This is a genomic window from Nonomuraea ceibae (genome assembly GCF_019396325.1).
GTDB lineage: Bacteria > Actinomycetota > Actinomycetes > Streptosporangiales > Streptosporangiaceae > Nonomuraea > Nonomuraea ceibae.
This window is the reverse complement of sequence record NZ_JAHKRO010000161.1, coordinates 1-17,594: the sequence shown is the minus strand read 5'-3', so window position 1 is coordinate 17,594 and position 17,594 is coordinate 1. Positions and strand designations below refer to the sequence as shown.

18 protein-coding genes are annotated in these 17,594 nt (G+C 74.1%); 13 read left to right on the top strand and 5 right to left on the bottom strand.

Annotated elements, in window-relative coordinates; genetic code table 11:
- Positions 1-1,015: hypothetical protein (locus KME80_RS46035; protein WP_219518185.1), on the bottom strand; the 1,015-nt coding region annotated here is incomplete at its 3' end.
- Between the two features lie 95 nt (positions 1,016-1,110).
- On the opposite strand from KME80_RS46035, the gene KME80_RS46030 reads away from it, so the two are divergent.
- The 9 genes from KME80_RS46030 (at position 1,111) to KME80_RS45990 (ending at position 9,345) form a co-directional block, all read left to right on the top strand.
- Positions 1,111-1,830 carry an ABC transporter ATP-binding protein gene (locus tag KME80_RS46030; RefSeq protein ID WP_219518183.1) on the top strand — a complete coding sequence of 240 codons (720 nt, stop codon included), beginning with the start codon at positions 1,111-1,113 and terminating at the stop codon, positions 1,828-1,830.
- Positions 1,827-2,549, top strand: a complete 723-nt coding sequence (locus KME80_RS46025; RefSeq protein WP_219518181.1) for an ABC transporter permease — start codon at positions 1,827-1,829, stop codon at positions 2,547-2,549. The genes KME80_RS46030 and KME80_RS46025 overlap by 4 nt, the downstream gene beginning before the upstream one ends.
- Positions 2,546-3,736 (top strand): sensor histidine kinase, encoded by a 1,191-nt coding sequence (locus tag KME80_RS53075; RefSeq protein ID WP_219518179.1) that lies wholly within the window; start codon positions 2,546-2,548, stop codon positions 3,734-3,736. Before KME80_RS46025 ends, KME80_RS53075 begins: the two co-directional genes overlap by 4 nt.
- The gene (locus KME80_RS46015) at positions 3,736-4,374 is read left to right on the top strand and encodes a response regulator transcription factor (RefSeq protein ID WP_219518178.1); all 639 of its coding nucleotides are present in this window, start codon (positions 3,736-3,738) and stop codon (positions 4,372-4,374) included. Before KME80_RS53075 ends, KME80_RS46015 begins: the two co-directional genes overlap by 1 nt.
- A 130-nt stretch (positions 4,375-4,504) precedes the next feature.
- Complete coding sequence (locus KME80_RS46010) at positions 4,505-5,152, top strand: urease subunit gamma (protein ID WP_219518177.1); 648 nt, start codon at positions 4,505-4,507, stop codon at positions 5,150-5,152.
- Positions 5,145-7,031: an urease subunit alpha gene (locus KME80_RS46005; RefSeq protein ID WP_219518176.1), complete on the top strand. Its 1,887-nt coding sequence runs from the start codon at positions 5,145-5,147 to the stop codon at positions 7,029-7,031. Before KME80_RS46010 ends, KME80_RS46005 begins: the two co-directional genes overlap by 8 nt.
- 114 nt (positions 7,032-7,145) lie before the next feature.
- Positions 7,146-7,823, top strand: coding sequence for an urease accessory protein UreF (locus KME80_RS46000; RefSeq protein ID WP_219518175.1), 678 nt, complete (start codon positions 7,146-7,148; stop codon positions 7,821-7,823).
- Positions 7,824-7,846: 23 nt separating this feature from the next.
- A complete protein-coding gene (gene ureG / locus KME80_RS45995; protein WP_219518174.1) occupies positions 7,847-8,548 on the top strand; it encodes an urease accessory protein UreG in 702 nt (233 codons plus the stop codon).
- Entirely contained in the window at positions 8,545-9,345 is an 801-nt protein-coding gene (locus tag KME80_RS45990; protein WP_219518173.1) for an urease accessory protein UreD, read from the top strand. Before ureG ends, KME80_RS45990 begins: the two co-directional genes overlap by 4 nt.
- Before the next feature lie 36 nt (positions 9,346-9,381).
- Here KME80_RS45990 and KME80_RS45985 read toward each other — a convergent pair whose 3' ends face one another.
- Together KME80_RS45985 and KME80_RS45980 are read right to left on the bottom strand one after the other, a co-directional pair.
- Positions 9,382-10,773, bottom strand: a complete 1,392-nt coding sequence (locus tag KME80_RS45985) for a hypothetical protein (protein WP_219518172.1) — start codon at positions 10,771-10,773, stop codon at positions 9,382-9,384.
- 45 nt (positions 10,774-10,818) lie between these two features.
- The gene (locus KME80_RS45980) at positions 10,819-12,009 is read right to left on the bottom strand and encodes an MFS transporter (RefSeq protein WP_219518170.1); all 1,191 of its coding nucleotides are present in this window, start codon (positions 12,007-12,009) and stop codon (positions 10,819-10,821) included.
- A gap of 69 nt (positions 12,010-12,078) precedes the next feature.
- Between KME80_RS45980 and KME80_RS45975 the strand changes: the two genes are divergently transcribed.
- Complete coding sequence (locus KME80_RS45975) at positions 12,079-12,672, top strand: TetR/AcrR family transcriptional regulator (protein WP_219518168.1); 594 nt, start codon at positions 12,079-12,081, stop codon at positions 12,670-12,672.
- Here KME80_RS45975 and KME80_RS45970 read toward each other — a convergent pair.
- Together KME80_RS45970 and KME80_RS45965 are read right to left on the bottom strand one after the other, a co-directional pair.
- Positions 12,661-13,596, bottom strand: a complete 936-nt coding sequence (locus KME80_RS45970; RefSeq protein ID WP_219518166.1) for a glucosyl-3-phosphoglycerate synthase — start codon at positions 13,594-13,596, stop codon at positions 12,661-12,663. The genes KME80_RS45975 and KME80_RS45970 overlap by 12 nt on opposite strands.
- A 43-nt stretch (positions 13,597-13,639) precedes the next feature.
- The gene (locus KME80_RS45965) at positions 13,640-15,112 is read right to left on the bottom strand and encodes a helix-turn-helix domain-containing protein (RefSeq protein WP_372455446.1); all 1,473 of its coding nucleotides are present in this window, start codon (positions 15,110-15,112) and stop codon (positions 13,640-13,642) included.
- A gap of 226 nt (positions 15,113-15,338) precedes the next feature.
- Here KME80_RS45965 and aceA point away from each other — a divergent pair, with 226 nt between their 5' ends.
- The 3 genes from aceA to KME80_RS45950 all read left to right on the top strand — a co-directional run.
- Positions 15,339-16,625 carry an isocitrate lyase gene (gene aceA, locus KME80_RS45960; RefSeq protein ID WP_219518162.1) on the top strand — a complete coding sequence of 429 codons (1,287 nt, stop codon included), beginning with the start codon at positions 15,339-15,341 and terminating at the stop codon, positions 16,623-16,625.
- 161 nt (positions 16,626-16,786) lie between these two features.
- Complete coding sequence (locus tag KME80_RS45955; protein ID WP_219518161.1) at positions 16,787-17,284, top strand: SigE family RNA polymerase sigma factor; 498 nt, start codon at positions 16,787-16,789, stop codon at positions 17,282-17,284.
- Positions 17,281-17,594: hypothetical protein (locus KME80_RS45950; RefSeq protein WP_219518159.1), on the top strand; the 314-nt coding region annotated here is incomplete at its 3' end. The genes KME80_RS45955 and KME80_RS45950, both read left to right, overlap by 4 nt.

The following is a 17,594-nucleotide window of genomic DNA, read 5'->3' as shown; positions in this document are numbered from 1 at the left end:
GGCCCGCCGACGCCGGCCGGGGCCGCCCGGTCCCGGCCGTGAGCGCGGCGGCGGCCAGCGCGCCGGCGAGCGCGACGAGGGCCGGCGCCTCGGCGACCGCCCAGCGGCTGCCCCGTTCCTGGTAGCCGCGCTCGACGTGGACGGCGCCGGGGCCCAGGGCGCGGACGAGCCGCTCCTGCTCGCCGGCCGTGACCCGGTGCGCGGACGGGTCGACGACCAGCGCCTCGGGCTCCGGCCGCAGGCCCAGGTCGCGCAGGAGCTTCGCGGGGATGAAGATCTCGTACATCCCGGGGTGGGCGGGCCTGACGGTGGTCGCGGGCACGGTCCGGACGGCGGCGCCGCCGTACCTGATCTCCACCGTCGCGGCCGTGACGGCGTCCGTGACCAGCACGGCGGCGCTCTCGTCGTACGGGGTGGCCGGATCGCCCGTGAGGTAGCCGAGCAGCGCCCGGTCGCCGATGTGGCTGCGGGGCAGCTCCGAGTCCGGTTCGCCGACCCTGAGGCCGGGCACGTCGTGATCCCGTACGACGGGGACGCCGGGCAGTTCCCGGCGCAGCACGGCATCGGCCCCGGCGGTGACCTGGACGACCAGGGCGCCCGGCCTGGCCTCGGGCCGGTAGGCGGCCCGCTGCTGGGACTCCCGTGCGGAGTCGAGGATCAGCGCCGTGACGGCGACGGCGGTCGCGGTGAGCGCCACGGCGACGCCCGCGGCCACGCCGCCCGGGAGCCGGTCCGGCAGCCGCAGCGGCCGGGCCGATCGCCCGAGCGCCCACGGCACGAACGGGCCCAGCCCGAGGAGCAGCAGCCCACCGGCCGCCAGGCCGAGCAGCGAGATCACCATCGGCGCCTCCGCATGCCCGTCCTCGCGCATGCTCCACGCGAAGAAGGCCAGCGCCCCGGCGCAGAACGCCACCAGGAACCCGCCCAGCACCAGGTGGTCACGCAGGTGGGGCCCACGGGCCACGACCGCCACGACCGCGACGGCTCCCGCGAGGAGGGTCGCCATGATCAGCACGGCCCGATCGTACGCGCCCCGCCCGCCGGGGCGGGCCTCATTCGTCAACCGATCGGTGGATGCCGCGATCGCGGCGGGGCGGGGATTCTCGGGTCATGACAGTCATCGAGCTCAACGGCCTGACGAAGAGCTATCGGGCACACCAGGCGCTGGCGGGCGTCACGCTCTCGGTGGGGCGGGGCGAGATCTTCGGCATCCTCGGCCCCAACGGCGCCGGGAAGACGACGGTGGTGGAGTGCGCGTCCGGGCTGCGCAGGCCCGACGGCGGCACGCTGCGGGTGCTCGGCCTCGACCCGCGCGAGCGGCGGCGGGAGCTGCTCCAGCGCGTCGGCGTCCAGTTGCAGGAGGCGGCGCTGCCCGACGCGCTCAAGGTCGGGGAGGCGCTGAGGATGTACGCGTCCCTCTACGACAGGCCCGCCGACTGGCGCGCGCTCATGGCGGAGTGGGGGCTGGACGGGAAGCGGCGGACCCGGTTCGGCGCGCTGTCGGGCGGCTGGAAGCAGCGGCTGTTCATCGCGCTGGCGCTGGTCGGCGACCCGGAGGTGGTGTTCCTCGACGAGCTGACCACCGGGCTGGACCCGTCGGCCCGGCGGACGACGTGGGGCCTGATCCGCGACATGCGGGACCGGGGCGTCACCGTCGTCCTCGTCACCCACTTCATGGACGAGGCGGAAGCTCTGTGCGACCGTATCGCCGTGATCGATCGCGGCCGGGTGGCGCACGAGGGCACCCCCGGCGAGCTCGTCGCCAGGAGCGGGGCCGGCGGCACCCTCGAGGACGCCTATTTCGCACTGATCGAGAGGAACGCCTCATGAAGGGCCTAGGCACCGTCATCTCCGTGGAGCTCAGGCTCGCCGTGCGCGATCCGATGTCCGCGTTCTTCGCGCTCGCCTTCCCGGCCGTCATCCTGTGGATGAAGATGCGCAACGGCGGCACGCTGCCGGGCGGGCTGCCGCTGATCGAGGCGTACGTGCCGATGCTCAGCGTGTTCGTCATCGGCCTGGCCACCCTGGTGGTGCTGCCGGCGACGCTGGCGCAGTACCGCGAGCGGCGAGTGCTCAAGCGGCTGAGCGCGACCCCGGCCTCCCCCGCGATGGTGTTCGGCGCGCAGTGGGTGGCGCATCTGCTGCTGGCCGTGCTCGGCAGCGTGGTGCTGGCGGTCCTGGGCCTGGTCGCGTACGGGATGAGCGGGCCGGTCGATCCGGCCGCCGTCGTGCTGGCCTGGCTGCTGGGGGCGCTCTGTCTCGGCTCGATCGGGCTGCTCGTCGGCGCGCTGGCGCCGGGCGGCCGGGCCGCCACGGTCGTGGGCCTGGCGGTCTTCTTCCCGATGGTGTTCGTCTCGGGCGCGATGTCCGCGCGGGAGACGCTGCCGGCGCAGATGCGCGCGATCGGCGAGTGGACGCCGATGGCGCCGGTCGTGCAGGCGGTCCGCGCGGGCTGGGAGGGGCAGGGGCTGCCGCCGGTCGCCGTCGCCGTCATGGTGGCGATCTTCCTGGTGGCGGGCGGGGCCGCGGTGAAGGCGTACCGCTGGTGAGCGGCGCCGGGCGTGACGTCTCGCGCTGGGACCGGGCGTGGCCGGCGCTGCCGTACCTGTTCGTGCTGCTTCCGGCCGGGTTCTCGCTGCTGCGGGAGTGGCGGCCGGAGGTGGCGGCGCTGGCGGTGTTCCTCGGGATGTGGCACTGGTTCATGGTGTCGTCGCGGTTCAGCCGGATCGAGCGCCTGGCGGTGGCGGTGCTCTACTTCGCCGTCATGCTGGCCGCGGTCGGGGTGCTGGTCAGGATCGACTCGGCGTTCACGGTGGCCGGGCTGGGGGCGTTCGTCCAGGCGTTCACCGTCCTGCCGGGTTGGAAGGCGTACGCGGGGGTGGCGGCGACGGCGGCGGTGCTGGTCGGCGCCCGGCCGGAGCCGAGACCGGCGGGCGAGATGATCTTCTCCTTCCTGCTGGCCGTCCTCGTCGCCTCGACGGTCGGCCTGTTCATCCAGACGATCTCCGAGCAGAACCGGCAGCGCCAGGCCATGATCGCGCGGCTGCGGGAGCTGGCGGAGGAGAACGCGAGCCTCCAGGCCCGGTTCCTGACCCGGGCGCGCGAGGCGGGCGTGCTCGGCGAGCGCCAGCGGATGGCCAGGGAGATCCACGACACGATCGCCCAGGGGCTGACCGCCATCCTCACCCAGCTGGAGGTGGTCGACGACCTCGTCGCCGGCGTGCCCGCCGCCCGTGCCAGGATCGCCACCGTACGGGCTCTGGCGCGGGACAGTCTCGACGAGGCGCGCAGGTCGGTGCGGGCGATGCGCCCGGCCCCGCTGGAGGAGGCCCGGCTGGCGGCGGCGGTGGAGGACGTGGCGGCCGCGTGGTCGCGGGCGAGCGGGGTGCCCGCGCCGGTGGAGGTGACCGGCGAGGCGCGGCCGCTGCACGCCGAGGTGGAGGCGACGCTGCTGCGGGTGGCGCAGGAGGCGCTGGCGAACGTGGCCAGGCACGCCCGCGCCGGGCGGGTCGCCGTCACCCTGTCGTACATGGAGGACGTGGTGGTGCTGGACGTGCGTGACGACGGGGCCGGGTTCGACCCGGGGGCGGTGGAGCCGTCGGCGGCGGGCGGGTTCGGGCTGATGGGGATGCGGCAGCGTGTCGCCCGGCTGGCCGGCGAGTTCGCCGTCGAGTCGGCTCCCGGCCAGGGCACGGGCATCTCGGCCACGGTGCCCGCCGTTCCCGGGGACCGCTGATGGCGATCCGGGTCGTCATCGTGGACGACCATCCGGTGGTCCGTGACGGGCTGCGCGGGATCTTCGCCTCCGACGAGGCGTTCGAGGTCGTCGGTGAGGCGGCCGACGGGCCGGAGGCGCTGGCGCTGACCCGGCAGACCGCCCCCGGCCTCGTGGTCACCGACCTGCGGATGCCGGGGATGGGCGGCGCCGAGCTCATCCGCAGGCTGCGCGAGCAGGCGCCGGACGTCCGGGTGCTGGTCCTGACGACGTTCGACGACGACGCCGACGTGCTGCCCGCGATCGCGCAGGGCGCGACCGGCTACCTGCTCAAGGACACGCCGCGCGCCGAGCTGCTGCGCGCGGCGCGGGCCGCCGCCCGGGGCGAGCAGGTGCTGTCGCCCACGGTGGCCGGGCGGCTCACCCGCGCGGCGCGCGAGCCGGAGCGGCGGCGGCTGAGCCGGCGCGAGCTGGAGGTGCTGGCGCTGATCGCGCGGGGGGCGACCAACCGCGACGTCGCCGCGCGGCTGTTCGTCACGGAGGCGACGGTCAAGACGCACCTGCTGCACGTCTACGCCAAGCTCGGGGTCAACGACCGGGCGGCGGCCGTGGCGGCGGCCTACGAGACGGGGCTGCTCAAGCCCGCCTCGGAGGCGTGACCGGACCCGCGTGGTGAGGCCGGGTGACGGATGCCTTACCGTCACGGCACGTCACGATCTGTAGTCGTCACGTTACGTTCGGAGACGCCGGGCCGTCCGGGCGCGGCGGAGCGAAGGCGAGGTGGCCGGGGTGCACCTGACTCCCCACGAGCAGGAACGTCTGATGATCCACGTGGCCGCGGACGTGGCCAGGAGACGTAAGGAGCGGGGGGTGCAGCTGAACTATCCGGAGACCGTGGCGCTGCTGACCTCGCTCGTGCTGGAGGGGGCCCGCGACGGCAAGCCGGTCGCCGAGCTCATGCTCCCGCCGGACCCGGAGGTGCTCAGCCGGGACGACGTCATGCCGGGCGTCCCGGAGATGATCTCCAACATCCAGGTCGAGGCGACGTTCCCCGACGGCACCAAGCTCGTCACCATCCGCGAGCCCTTCCCCGAGCAGGCCACGAAGCAGGCTGTGGTCCATCCGGGCAAGGTGGACCATCCGGACGGGGCCGGGCCCGTCGTCTTCAACGAGGGCCGTGAGGTCACGACCGTGACGGTGACCAACACCGACGACCGGCCCATCCAGGTCGGCTCCCACTACCACTTCTGGGAGGCCAACCCCCGGCTCGCCATCGAGCCGCGCGAGGCCGCCTACGGCAAGCGCCTCAACATCCCGGCCGGCAGCTCCGTGCGGTTCGAGCCCCGCTGCACCCGCGAGGTGACGCTCGTGCCCATCGAGGGCAAACGGGTCGTCGCCGGGCTGCGCGGCGAGGTGGGAGGTGCCCTCGATGGATGAGTCCGTGACGGACCCGGTGGCCATCCCGCTGGCGGACGCGGTCCCGAGGGAGCGGATCGCCCCGCCGGACGAGCGCCCGGTGGACGCCCCGCTGAGCCGGGCCGACTACGCCGACCGGTACGGCCCGACGGCCGGCGACCGGATCCGGCTGGCCGACACCAACCTGCGGATCGAGGTGACCGAGGACTGGTCCGGCGGCCCTGGCCGCAGCGGCAACGAGGTCCTCTTCGGCGGCGGCAAGGTGATCCGCGAGTCGATGGGCCAGTCGCACGCGCCGCGCGACCCGGCGGCGTTCGGCGCGCCGCGGCCGCCCGACACCGTCATCACCGGCGCCGTCATCCTGGACCACTGGGGCGTGGTCAAGGCCGACGTCGCCATCCGCGACGGCCGCATCGTCGCGCTCGGCAAGGCGTACAACGACGATCTCATGGACCGGCTGCACGACGGGCACGAGCGGGCGACGGACTTCCTCATCGGCCCGGAGACCGAGGTCATCGCCGGCAACGGCAAGATCCTCACCGCGGGCGGGGTCGACACGCACGTGCACTTCATCTGCCCGGAGCAGGTCCACGAGGCGCTGGCGGCGGGCGTCACCACCCTGATCGGCGGCGGCACCGGGCCGGCCGAGGGCAGCACCGCCACCACCGTCACGCCGGGCTCCTGGCACGTGGCGCGGGCGTTCGAGGCGCTGGACCACTTCCCGGTCAACGTGGGGCTGCTCGGCAAGGGCAGCACGATGTCCACCGAGTCGCTGCTCAACCAGGTGAAGGGGGGCGTGCTCGGGTTCAAGATCCACGAGGACTGGGGGGCCACGCCCGCCGTCCTGCGCAGGTGCCTGGAGGTCTGCAAGGCCACCGGGGTGCAGCTCGCGCTGCACGCCGACTCGCTGAACGAGGCGGGCGCGGTCGCCGACACGATCGAGGCCATCGGCGACCACCCGATCCACATCTTCCACGTCGAGGGCGCTGGCGGCGGCCACGCGCCCGACATGATCACGATGGTGTCCCTGCCGAACGTGCTGCCGGCCTCCACCAACCCGACCCGGCCCTTCACCGTCAACACGGTCAAGGAGCACATCGACATGGTGATGGTCTGCCACCACCTCAACCCGCTGGTGAAGGAGGACCTGGCGTTCGCCGAGTCGCGGATCCGGCCCTCGACGATGGCGGCCGAGGACGTCCTGCACGACCTGGGCGCCATCTCGATCATGTCGTCGGACGCGCAGGCGATGGGCCGTATCGGCGAGATGATCATCAGGACGTGGCAGACGGCGCACGTGATGAAGGCCCGGCGCGGCCCGCTCGACGGCGACGGCGACGCCGACAACCACCGCGCCCGCCGCTACGTCGCCAAGTACACGATCAACCCGGCCGTCGCGCACGGGATCGACCACGTGGTCGGCTCGGTCGAGGTGGGCAAGCTCGCCGACCTGGTGCTGTGGGAGCCGAAGTTCTTCGGCGTCCGCGCCGACCGGGTGATCAAGGGCGGCCAGCTCGCCTACGCCCAGGTGGGCGACGCCAACGCCTCCATCACCACCCCGCAGCCGGTCCTGCCCAGGCCCGTGTGGGGCGCGACCGGGCGGGCCCCGGGCGCCAACTCGGTCAACTTCGTCACCGAGCACGCCATCGCCGCGGGCCTGGCCGAACGGGTCAAGGTCGGCAAGCCGTTCACGGCCATCCGCGACACCCGCAAGGTGTTCAAGGCCGACATGCGGGAGAACGACGCCCGGCCCGACATCCGCGTCGACCCCGACACGTTCACGGTGGAGATCGGCGGCGCGATCGCCAAGGACGTGAAGACGGAGATCGACGACGAGCTCGTCGAGGGCGACCAGTACGCCACCGAGCTGCCGATGGCGCAGCGCTACTTCCTCTTCTGACCGCCGCGCCGGCTGACCACCCCGCCCTGTCTTACCGCCTCGCCCTGTCTGACCGCCTCGCCCTGTCTTACCGCCTCGCCCTGTCTGACCGCCTCGCATCGAAGGAGCCCGTACATGACGGACCGCGCCGCGCTGCTCGTGCTGGCCGACGGGCGCTTCCCCGCCGGCGGGCACGCCCACTCCGGCGGGGCCGAGGCGGCCGTCTCGGCGGGGCTCGTCCGGGACGCGGCGGGCCTGGAGGCGTTCTGCCGCGGCCGGTTGCACACCGCCGGGCTGGTCGCGGCGGGCCTGGCCGCCGCGGCCGCCGCCGGCTGCGACCCGCTGCCGCTCGACGAGGCCGCCGACGCCCGCACTCCCTCCCCCGCCCTGCGGCGGGCCTCGCGCAGGCTCGGGCGGCAGCTCCTGCGGGCCGCCCGCGCGATCTGGCCCTGCGGCGACCTCGACGCGCTGGCGGCGGCGCGGCCGCGGGGCGCGCACCAGCCCGTCGTCCTCGGGCTCGCCGCCCGCTCGGCGGGCCTGCCGGCGCTCGACGCGGCGTACGCGGCCGCGTACGAGAGCGTCAGCGGGCCGGCCGGTGCGACGGTCCGGCTGCTGCGGCTGGACCCGGTCGACGCCGCCGGTGTGCTCGCCCGCCTCGCCGAGGACGTCGACCGGGTCGCGGCGCGGGCGGCCGGGGCCGCGCGGCGGGTCGCTGCCGAGGGCGTCGAGGCGCTGCCCGCCGTCTCGGCGCCGCTGCTCGACATCTCCGCCGAACGGCATGCCGCCCTGCCGGTACGCCTGTTCGCCTCCTGACCCCCAGACCATCCGGAGCACCCATGCACCTGAACCACGGCGACTCCTTCCCCGACGGCCACCCGCACGGCCCCGGCGGCTCTCCCCCGCAGCGCCCGGGCGGCGGGCGGCGGGCCCTGCGCATCGGGCTGGGCGGCCCGGTCGGCACCGGCAAGACCGCCACGGTGGCCGCCCTGTGCCGGGCGTTGCGCGACGAGGTGTCGATCGCCGTCGTCACCAACGACATCTACACCCGCGAGGACGCCGAGTTCCTGCTGCGCGAGGCCGTCCTGCCGCCGGAGCGGATCGCCGCGGTCGAGACGGGCGCGTGCCCGCACACCGCCATCCGTGACGACATCTCCGCCAATCTCGAAGCCGTCGAGGACCTGGAGGACCGGATCGGCGCGCTGGACCTGATCCTCGTGGAGTCCGGCGGCGACAACCTGACCGCCACCTTCTCCAGGGGCCTCGTCGACGCGCAGATCTTCGTCATCGACGTGTCGGGCGGCGACGACATCCCGCGCAAGGGCGGCCCCGGCGTGACCGCCTCCGACCTGCTGGTCGTCAACAAGACCGACCTGGCCCCGTACGTGGGCGCCGACCTGGAGGGCATGGCCCGCGACGCCAGGGCGCAGCGCGGCGACCTGCCGGTGGCGTTCACGGCGCTGAAGGCCGAGGGCGGCGTCACGCCGGTGGCCGACTGGGTGCGCGGGCGGCTGGCCGCCTGGGGCGCGGGCGCCGCGTGACGCTCACGGCGGCCACCGCGAGCCGGGCCGGTCGTCCCGGGCCGGGCGTGCACGCCACCGCGCGCATCAGGGCGGTGCGCGCGGGGACGGTCACGGCCCTGCCCGTGTTGGCCGGGGACGGCCCGTTCGACCTGCGGCGCGGCCGTTCCGACGGGAGCCAGGCGCGGGTGTGCGTCATCGGCGCCATGAGCGCGCCGCTGGGCGGCGACCGGCTGCGCATCGAGGTCGGCGTCGAGGAGGACGCCCACCTGCGCGTCACCTCGGCCGGGGCCACCGTCGCGCTGCGCGGCCCCACGTCCGGGCACGCCGCCTACGACGTGCGGGTGAGCGTCGCGGCGGGGGCGAGCCTGCAGTGGCTGCCCGAGCCGCTGATCTCCGCCGCGCGCAGCAACCTGCGGCAGACGTGCGTCGTCGACCTGGCGGCCACGGCGCGGCTCGTGCTGCGCGAGGAGCACGTCCTCGGCCGCGTCGGCGAGCCGCCGGGCCGGCTGTCGGCCCGGCTGACCGTCCGGCGCGGCGGGCGTCCCCTTCTCGACCTGGAGAGCCGGTACGGGCCGGACGCGCCCGGGTGGGACGGCCCGGCGGTCCTGGCCGGTCATCGCACCGCCGGGCAGATCCTCGTCGCCGACCCGGGCCTCGACGAGCGGGCGCCGGCCGTCCGGCTCGCCGGCGACGATCCCGGGGAGGGGCAGGCCGTGCTCACCCCGCTCGCCGGGCCGGCCTTCCTGGTGAGCGCCGTCGCCCCGGACCTGGTCCGGCTGCGCCGCCTCCTCGAGGCGGCCTCACGGATCGCGTGACCCCCGGCGCCCCGACAGGTCGCCGCCGGGGCCGGGTCATCTCGCCGGTCTGAGCGCCGCCAGGGCCGCCGCGAGCGCCGGGAGCCCGGCTGCCAGGGCGGCGACCAGCTCCCACGGGGTGTCGAAGGCCACCCGTGGCGGCACGTCCCATTCGATCGAGGTGGTCAGCGGCCAGGCCAGCAGCAGGCCGGCGACGCCGCCGCCGGCCGCGCCCGGCAGCGCGCCGCACGCCGTGACCAGCCCCGCGCGGCAGGCCGCGTACCGTCGCGGGGACCCGCCGGCGCGCCGCAGCACGCGCGCCCGCCGGGAACCGCGCGCCGCCAGGGCGGTGGCGGCCAGCCCGCCGCCGAGGGCGAGCAGGATGAGCGCCCCGGCGACCGGGATCCAGCCGGTCGCCGGTTCGTACCCCCGCTCGACGTGGACCTCGGCGATGTCGCTGAGCCGGTCGGTGAGCCGCTCCTGCTCGGCGCGGGTGGTGCGATGGGCGGCGGGGTCGACGAGGAACCTGCCCGCCTCCAGGTCGAAGCCCAGCCCGCGGACGACCTTCGCGGGGACGAAGAGCGCGCTCATGCGCGGGTCGGCCGGTCCGACCGTGATCGCGGGAATGGTCTTGGTCAGGTACTCGCCGGGGGGCGTGGTCATGCTGTAGTGGAGGTCGATCGTGGGGTCGGCGCCCGGTTCCGCGGTGACGAGGACGGCCGTGTCCTCGTCGTAGGGCGTGGCCGGGTCCCCGGTCAGGTAGCGGAGCAGCGTCTCGTCACCGACGAAGGCGTCGAACCCCGACCAGCCGTCGCCGGCGTAGGTCACGTGGCCGCTCCCGGCCGTTTCCTCGCTCCGCAGCACGGGGACGCCGGGCGGGAGCTCCTCCCGGACGGCGGCGCCCACGGCGTCGGGGTCGTCGGTGTAGAACGTGTCCACCTGGAGGGCGCCGGGCCGGGCCTGCGGGAGGTACTGGGCGCGGTTCTGGGTGGTGACGGCGGCGGCCGAGATCATCAGGGTGACCGCCAGGCCGGTGGCGAGCATCACCGCCGCCGTCAAGGCCGCCGTGCCACGGGAGGCGCCGGCCGCCTCGCGCGCCGCCAGCCGGACCGTGACGGGCAGGCGGGCGGCGTGCCGGGCCGGAAGTTTCAGCGCCCACGCGACGAACGGCCCCAGGCCGAGGAACAGCAGGGCGGCGCCGAGCATGCTCGCGTAGAGCTGCACGGCGGAGCCGAAGTCGTCGTAGTGGACGTCCTCGCGCGTGGCCCAGGCGATTCCCGCGAGGAAGGCGAGGCCGAGCGTCGCCAGGACCGCCCCGTGGGCGAGGGCGAGCCGGCTCACCGGGCGGTGGCGTTCGCGCGGTGTCGACCGGGCGGCCAGCACCGCCGCGCCGCCCGCCAGTCCCAGGGGGATGGCGAGCACGACGGCGAAGAACGCGATCAGGTCCACGCGGGCGATCGTACGCAGCCATACCCGGAATTCGCCGCGAAAAGATCAAACCGGGACACCGCCCCGGCCGCTCACCAGCGCGACGGCCAGGGCGGACAGGCCCATCGCCGCCGCGAGGGCGTACAGGAGCGGGGTGAAGCCGCTGAAGAGGGCGGCGACCTGCGGGCCGGCGCTGCCGCCGACGGCGAGCGAGAAGGAGAACAGCGCCAGCGCCGTGCCGCGCGAGCGGCCGGCGCGGGCGGAGATGGACTCGTTCAGGCTGGGCAGGCCGGCGGTGATGGCGACGGCGTACGCGGCGAGCAGGAGCACCAGGCCGGGCCCGGCGGCGCCGGTCAGGGCGGCGGCGGCGAGCACCAGCGCGCCGCCGGCCAGCATCACGGCGGCCCGGGTGACGGGCGCGACGCGGCCGAACCAGGGCATGAGCAGCGGCACCGCGATCATGGCGGGCAGCCCGGCGGCGCGCAGCGCGAGGAGTTCGCCGGACGACGGGGTGACGCCGTAGAGCTGCAGGCCGGTGTAGACGGCCACGAACCCGGTCAGCACCACGACCGAGGCCGCGTACCGGGCCAGCAGCGGCCGGTCGCGCAGCAGCTCCGGCAGCGGCCGGTAGGCCGCGAGCAGCCCGCCGCCGGTCGGCGCCTGCGGGGTGCCGGGCAGCATGGTGGCGCGCAGGCCGAGGCCGGAAAGGGCCAGGGCGGCGCCGGAGATCAGGAACAGCCCGCGCCACCCGGCGGTGTCCACCAGGAGCTGGGCGAGCACCTGAAGGAGCACGGCGGAGGCGAGGAACGCGCCGGTCACCGCGGAGATCGCGACCGCGCGCCGGCGCGGCTCGATCCGCTCGGCCAGGTACGCCAGCCCGGCGGGCGGGAACGTGGCCACGGCCAGCCCCTGGACGGCACGCAGCACGAGGGCGGCCTCCGGCGAGGGCGCGGCGGCGACCAGTGCGGTGGCGAGGGCGGCCAGAGGCAGTCCGGCGAGCACCAGCCGCCTGCGCCCGAACCGGTCGGAAAGCGGGCCGAAGATCAGGAATCCCACCCCGTATCCGGCGCCGAACGCGGTCACCAGCCAGGTCAGCTCGCCCGGGACGGTCCCCCAGGTCGCGGCCATGTCGGGCAGCAGCGGGATCACGATGTAGAGCTGGCCGCTGACCAGCACGGCGGTGAGCACGAAGGACAGCAGCGTGGACCCGAACGGCGCCGTGGCGGGCGGCGCGGGGCGGAGGGAAGTGGTCGTCATGTGCCGGGACGCTACACCAACCAACTAGTTGGATGTCAACCAACTAGTTGGTCGAGGTAGGATGGCCGCATGCCAGCCAAGGTCTCGACCACCGCCACCAGGGCCGCCCTGCTCGCCGCCGCCCGCGAGGAGTTCGCCGCGTACGGCGTCGCGGGAGCGCGCGTGGACCGGATCGCCGAGCGCGCCGGAGTCAACAAGGAGCGCATCTACGGCCATTTCGGCAGCAAGGAGAAGCTGTTCGACGCGGTCATCACCGAGGCGATCGACGACCTGACCGCGCAGATCGCGCTGCCCGGCAGCGACCCGGTCGACTACGTGGCCAAGCTGTCGGCCTACTACCAGGCCCATCCGGAGCTGGTGCGGCTGCTGATGTGGGAGGCGCTCAACTACCGGGGCCAGGAGCTGCTGCCCGGCCAGGAGGCGCGGGTCGAGCGGTGCGCGCGCAAGACCGCGTCGATGAGCGAGCGGCCCACGGAGGCGACGGCGCGCACGGTGTTCCTGCTGACCGGGCTGGCGCTGTTCCCGGCGATGATGCCGCAGCTCGCGCGCATCCTCCTGGGCGAGGCGGCGGGCGACCAGGAGGCGATGCGCGAGCACGCCGCGGCCTTCGCCGCCGCGGCGCTGCGCGACGGCCTGCCCGGGGAGGGCCCGTCAGGCGGCTGACGCGGGCACGGTGACCATCGGCGGGCGTTCGGCGACCGAGATGTCGCTGGTCAGGACCTCGTGCCCGGCGCTGACGCGGCGGAACTGGTCGAGGCGGCACGACGGGTCGTGGCAGGTCTGGATCTTGCCCTGGCGGCACAGGCGGGACCAGGCGGCGAGCATGATCTGCCCCGCCATGCCGCCCAGGGCCTCGGTCGACTGCGGGGCGTGCTCGCGCGTGCCGAGGTCCACCTGGGCGAACGCGTCGAGCCCGGCCAGCTCCAGCAGGTCGATGAGCAGCCCGATCTCGACCCCGTAGCGGGTCAGGAACGGCACCCGTTCCAGCGCGGCGCGGCGGCCGGCGTACTCGCCGGCGAGCGGCTGGACGAAACCGGCCAGCTCGGGCCAGTGCAGGTTGATGAGCGGGCGGGCGACGAGCTCGGTGACCCGGCCGCCGCCGGTGGGCGCGCCGTCGAGCGGGCGGTCGTAGCAGCCCTTGACGTACGCGACGGAGGAGTCGCTGAGGAGCGGGCCGAGCAATCCGCTCACCAAGGTGGAGCGAAATTTCCGGATATCGGCGTCGACGAAGGCGACGATGTCGCCGCTGGTGACCGCCAGGGACTTCCACAGCGCCTCGCCCTTGCCGTCGAGCGGCGCGAGGCCCGGCAGGATGGTGTCCTGGGCGTGCACGACGGCGCCCGCCCGCGCCGCCACCTCCGCCGTGTCGTCGGTGGAGCGCGAATCGATGACCACGACCTCGTCGACGACCGCGCCGAGCTCCCCCATGATGACGGCGACGATCTCCCCCACGGTCTCCCGCTCGTCACGCGCCGGGAGCACCACGCTGACCGTCGCGCCGCCCTTGGCCTCGGCCAGCGCCTCGACCGGCCAGTCCGCGGCCCGCGAGCTGCGGCGCCGCATCCAGCTCTGAACTTCAGGCAGCATGCGAACCACCCCCGTTCATCCCCGCCCCCAGGATAGGCGAAGGTCAGCCGGCCCCCGCGTGGCGCTCCAGGAACGTGTAGACATCGGCCTCGTCGACCCCCGGGAACGACCCCGGCGGCAGCGCGGCCAGCACGTGGGAGTTGGCGCGGGCCGACGGCCAGGCGTAGCCCTCCCAGCGCTCGGCCAGATCGGTCGGCGGGCGGCGGCAGCAGTCGCCGTTGGGGCAGAGCGACCGGGTCCGGTTGGTGGTCTCCCGGCCCCGGAACCAGCGCGACTCCCGGAACGGCACGCCGAGCGTGATGGCGAAGTCGCGCTCGCGTGACGGGTCGACGTGCGCGACGCAGAAGTAGGTGCCGGTCGGCGAGTCGGAGTACTGGTAGAAGACGGAGAAGCGGTCGGGCGAGGTGAAGACCTGGCGGCCCGACCACTGCAGGCACATCCGCTGGCCCTCGATCGCGCCCTGCTCGTCGGCCGGGAAGACGATGCCGTCGTTCTCGTACGCCTTGTAGATGATGCCCCCGGCGTCGTTGCGCACGAAGTGGCAGACGAGGCCCAGGTGGTGGGTGGCGAGGTTGGTGAAGCGGTGGGCGGCCATCTCGTAGGAGACGGCGAACACGTCGCGCAGGTCCTCCACCGACAGCGCCCGGTCGGCCTTGGCCTCGCGCAGGTAGACGGCCGCGGCCTTCTCCGGCACGAGCACCGCGGCGGCGAAGTAGTTGGCCTCGGTGCGCTGGCGCAGGAAGTCGGCGAAGTCGCGCGGCTTGTCGTGGCCGAGCGCCAGGTGGCCGAGCGTCTGGAGCAGGATCGTGCGCGGGGTGTGCATGCCGAGCTGCTCGTGCTTGACGTAGATGCGGCGGTTGCGCAGGTCGGTGATGGAACGCACCGAGCGGGGCAGGTCCTGGGCGGTGTGCACGGTGTAGCCGAAGTGCGTCACCAGACTCTGGATCATGCTCTGGGACAGGGCCCCGGTGCGGTAGCCGACCGCGGCCAGCGCCTCGGCGGCGGCCTTCTCGATGTCGGGGAAGTAGTTGCCGAGCTCGCGCTGCCTGCGCCGGAGCTCGGCGTTGGCGGCCCTGGCCTCCTCCGGGGTGGCGGTGCCCCTGGCCTGCCGCGCGCGCAACTCGCCGTAGAGGCCGAGCAGGTGCTCCAGCACGTCGTTGGGCACCCGCGCGGACACCTTGAGCCTGGGCAGGCCGAGCCCCGCGTACAGGGGGTCGCGCTGCGCCTCCTCCAGGGCGATCTCCAGCTGGGCGCGCCGGTTGGGCGGCTGGCGGCGCAGCAGCTCCTCCACCGGGACGCCGAGCGCGGCGGCGAGCGACTTGAGCAGCGACAGCTTCGGCTCGCGTTTGCCGTTCTCCAGCAGGGAGAGCTGACTGGGGGCGCGGCTGACGCGCGAGCCCAGGTCGGACAGGGTGAGGCCACGCTGTTTGCGCAGGTGGCGCAGGCGCTGCCCGAACGCGATGAGATCGAGCTCTTGCGTCAAAGACAGCGGTTCTTCGCCTAGCAAGGACGCCATGCAGGCATCTTAGACGGAAAATCCGCCCATCTTCTAGTCACAGCAGGTTGAGGGTGATTGGTCTAGGCCAACAGGAAAAGTTGCGATTTCTTCTGCAGCGAACAGGCGGCAAGAGTTGCGATTTATGCGAAATTTCGTCGTTCTTCTCTGAATCGGCCCCTATGGCGGTGGGGTGGTCAGGGCACAGACTCGGCATGAGCCCCAGGGGACGACAAAGGAGACAACGATGAACGATCGCCTCAAGGGAGCTGCCGAGCAGCTGCGTGAAGAGTGGGACAACGACCCTCGCTGGGCCGGCATCGAGCGCACCTACAGCGCCGAGGACGTGGTCCGGTTGCGTGGAAGCGTCCAGGAGGAGCACACGCTGGCCCGCCTCGGCGCCCAGCGGCTGTGGGACCTGCTGCACACCGAGGACTACGTCCACTCCCTCGGGGCGCTGACCGGCAACCAGGCCGTGCAGCAGGTGCGGGCCGGGCTGAAGGCCATCTACCTGTCCGGCTGGCAGGTGGCCGCCGACGCGAACCTCGGCGGGCACACGTACCCCGACCAGAGCCTCTACCCGGCCAACTCGGTGCCGGCCGTCGTGCGCCGCATCAACAACGCGCTGCTGCGCGCCGACCAGATCACCTGGTCGGAAGGCGCCGAGAACGCGCCGTACTGGCTCGCGCCCATCGTGGCCGACGCCGAGGCCGGGTTCGGCGGCGTGCTCAACGCCTTCGAGCTCATGAAGGGCATGATCGCCGCGGGCGCCGCCGGAGTGCACTGGGAGGACCAGCTCGCCTCCGAGAAGAAGTGCGGCCACCTCGGCGGCAAGGTGCTCATCCCCACCGGCCAGCACATCAAGACGCTCAACGCCGCCCGCCTCGCCGCGGACGTCTGCGGAGTCCCCAGCCTGATCATCGCGCGGACCGACGCCCAGGCCGCGACGCTCCTGACCAGCGACGTGGACCCCCGCGACCAGCGCTTCACCACCGGCGAGCGCACCGCCGAAGGCTTCTACCGGGTCCGCAACGGCATCGAGGCGTGCATCGCGCGCGGCCTGGCCTACGCGCCGCACTCCGACCTGCTCTGGATGGAGACCGGCACGCCCGACCTGGACGTGGCCCGCGAGTTCGCCGAGGCGATCAAGGCCGAGTATCCCGACCAGATGCTCGCCTACAACTGCTCGCCGTCCTTCAACTGGAAGAAGCACCTCGACGACTCCACCATCGCCAAGTTCCAGCGGGAACTCGGGCACATGGGGTACAAGTTCCAGTTCATCACGCTCGCCGGGTTCCACTCGCTGAACCACTCCATGTTCGCCCTCGCCCAGGGATACGCGACCGACGGCATGACCGCGTACGTGGACCTCCAGGAGGCCGAGTTCGCCGCCGAGGCGCGCGGCTACACCGCCACCCGCCACCAGCGCGAGGTCGGCACCGGCTACTTCGACCTGGTCAGCACGGCCGTCGCGCCCGACTCCTCGACGACCGCGCTCAAGGGCTCCACCGAAGAGGAGCAGTTCACCCACTGATGTCCCGAACTCGCCGGCCACCTCCAGGGCATGGGACGGTTCCCCCGGCGAAACGGCCGCGCCAGACACCCCCCGGCCTGGCGCGGCCACTTTTTCGTGCAACAGATTCCCCGCGATCCCTCTCTCGGAGGTGACAGATAACGACGAGAGGCAGAGGCAGCGTGGATGAGGAGTCCAAGTTCGCGGAGTTCGTCGCCCGGCGGGGTGACGCGCTGATGCGGTACGGATACGTGCTGACCGGCAATCCGCACGACGCGGCGGACCTGGTGCAGGAGGCGCTGCTCAAGATGCGGGCGGCCTGGCCGGGGCTGCGGTCGAAGGACAACCCGGAGAGCTACGCGCGCACCACGATGGCCCGGCTGCACATCGCCGCCTGGCGGCTGCGCCGGCGCGAGCAGGTGATGTGGCAGCCGCCCGACCGCGAGCACCACGACACGCTGCCCGGCGGCGACGAGCAGGCGATGTGGCAGGCGCTGGCCGGGCTCCCCCGCAAGCAGCGGGCCGTGCTCGTGCTGCGCTACTACGAGCAGCTCAGCGACGCGGAGATCGCCGAGACGCTCGGCGTGTCCCGGGTCACCGTGCGCAGCCAGGCGCACCGCGCGCTCACCAAGCTGCGCGCCACCGTCCCCGCCCACCTGATCCCCGGAGGCGCACGATGACCGGACCGACGACCGGACCGAACGAGCACAATCGGGACGAGGCCGGCGCCACCGTCCTGGAGGAGACCCTGCGCAGGACGCTGGAGCGCGCCGCCGATCGGGCGCCCGCGCTGCCCGCCGCGGTCGCCGCCCGCCTGGCCGGGCCTTCTCCCCGGCGCGCGCCCCGCGCGCAGGCGCTGCTCGCCGCCGCGGCGGTCGTCGTGGTGGCCGCCGGGGTGAGCGTGGCAGTGACGGCCGGCCTCGGGGGCCCGGCCGAGCCCCGCCCCGCCGGCCCGGCGGCCACCGTCTCCGCCACCGCCTCCGCCCGCGT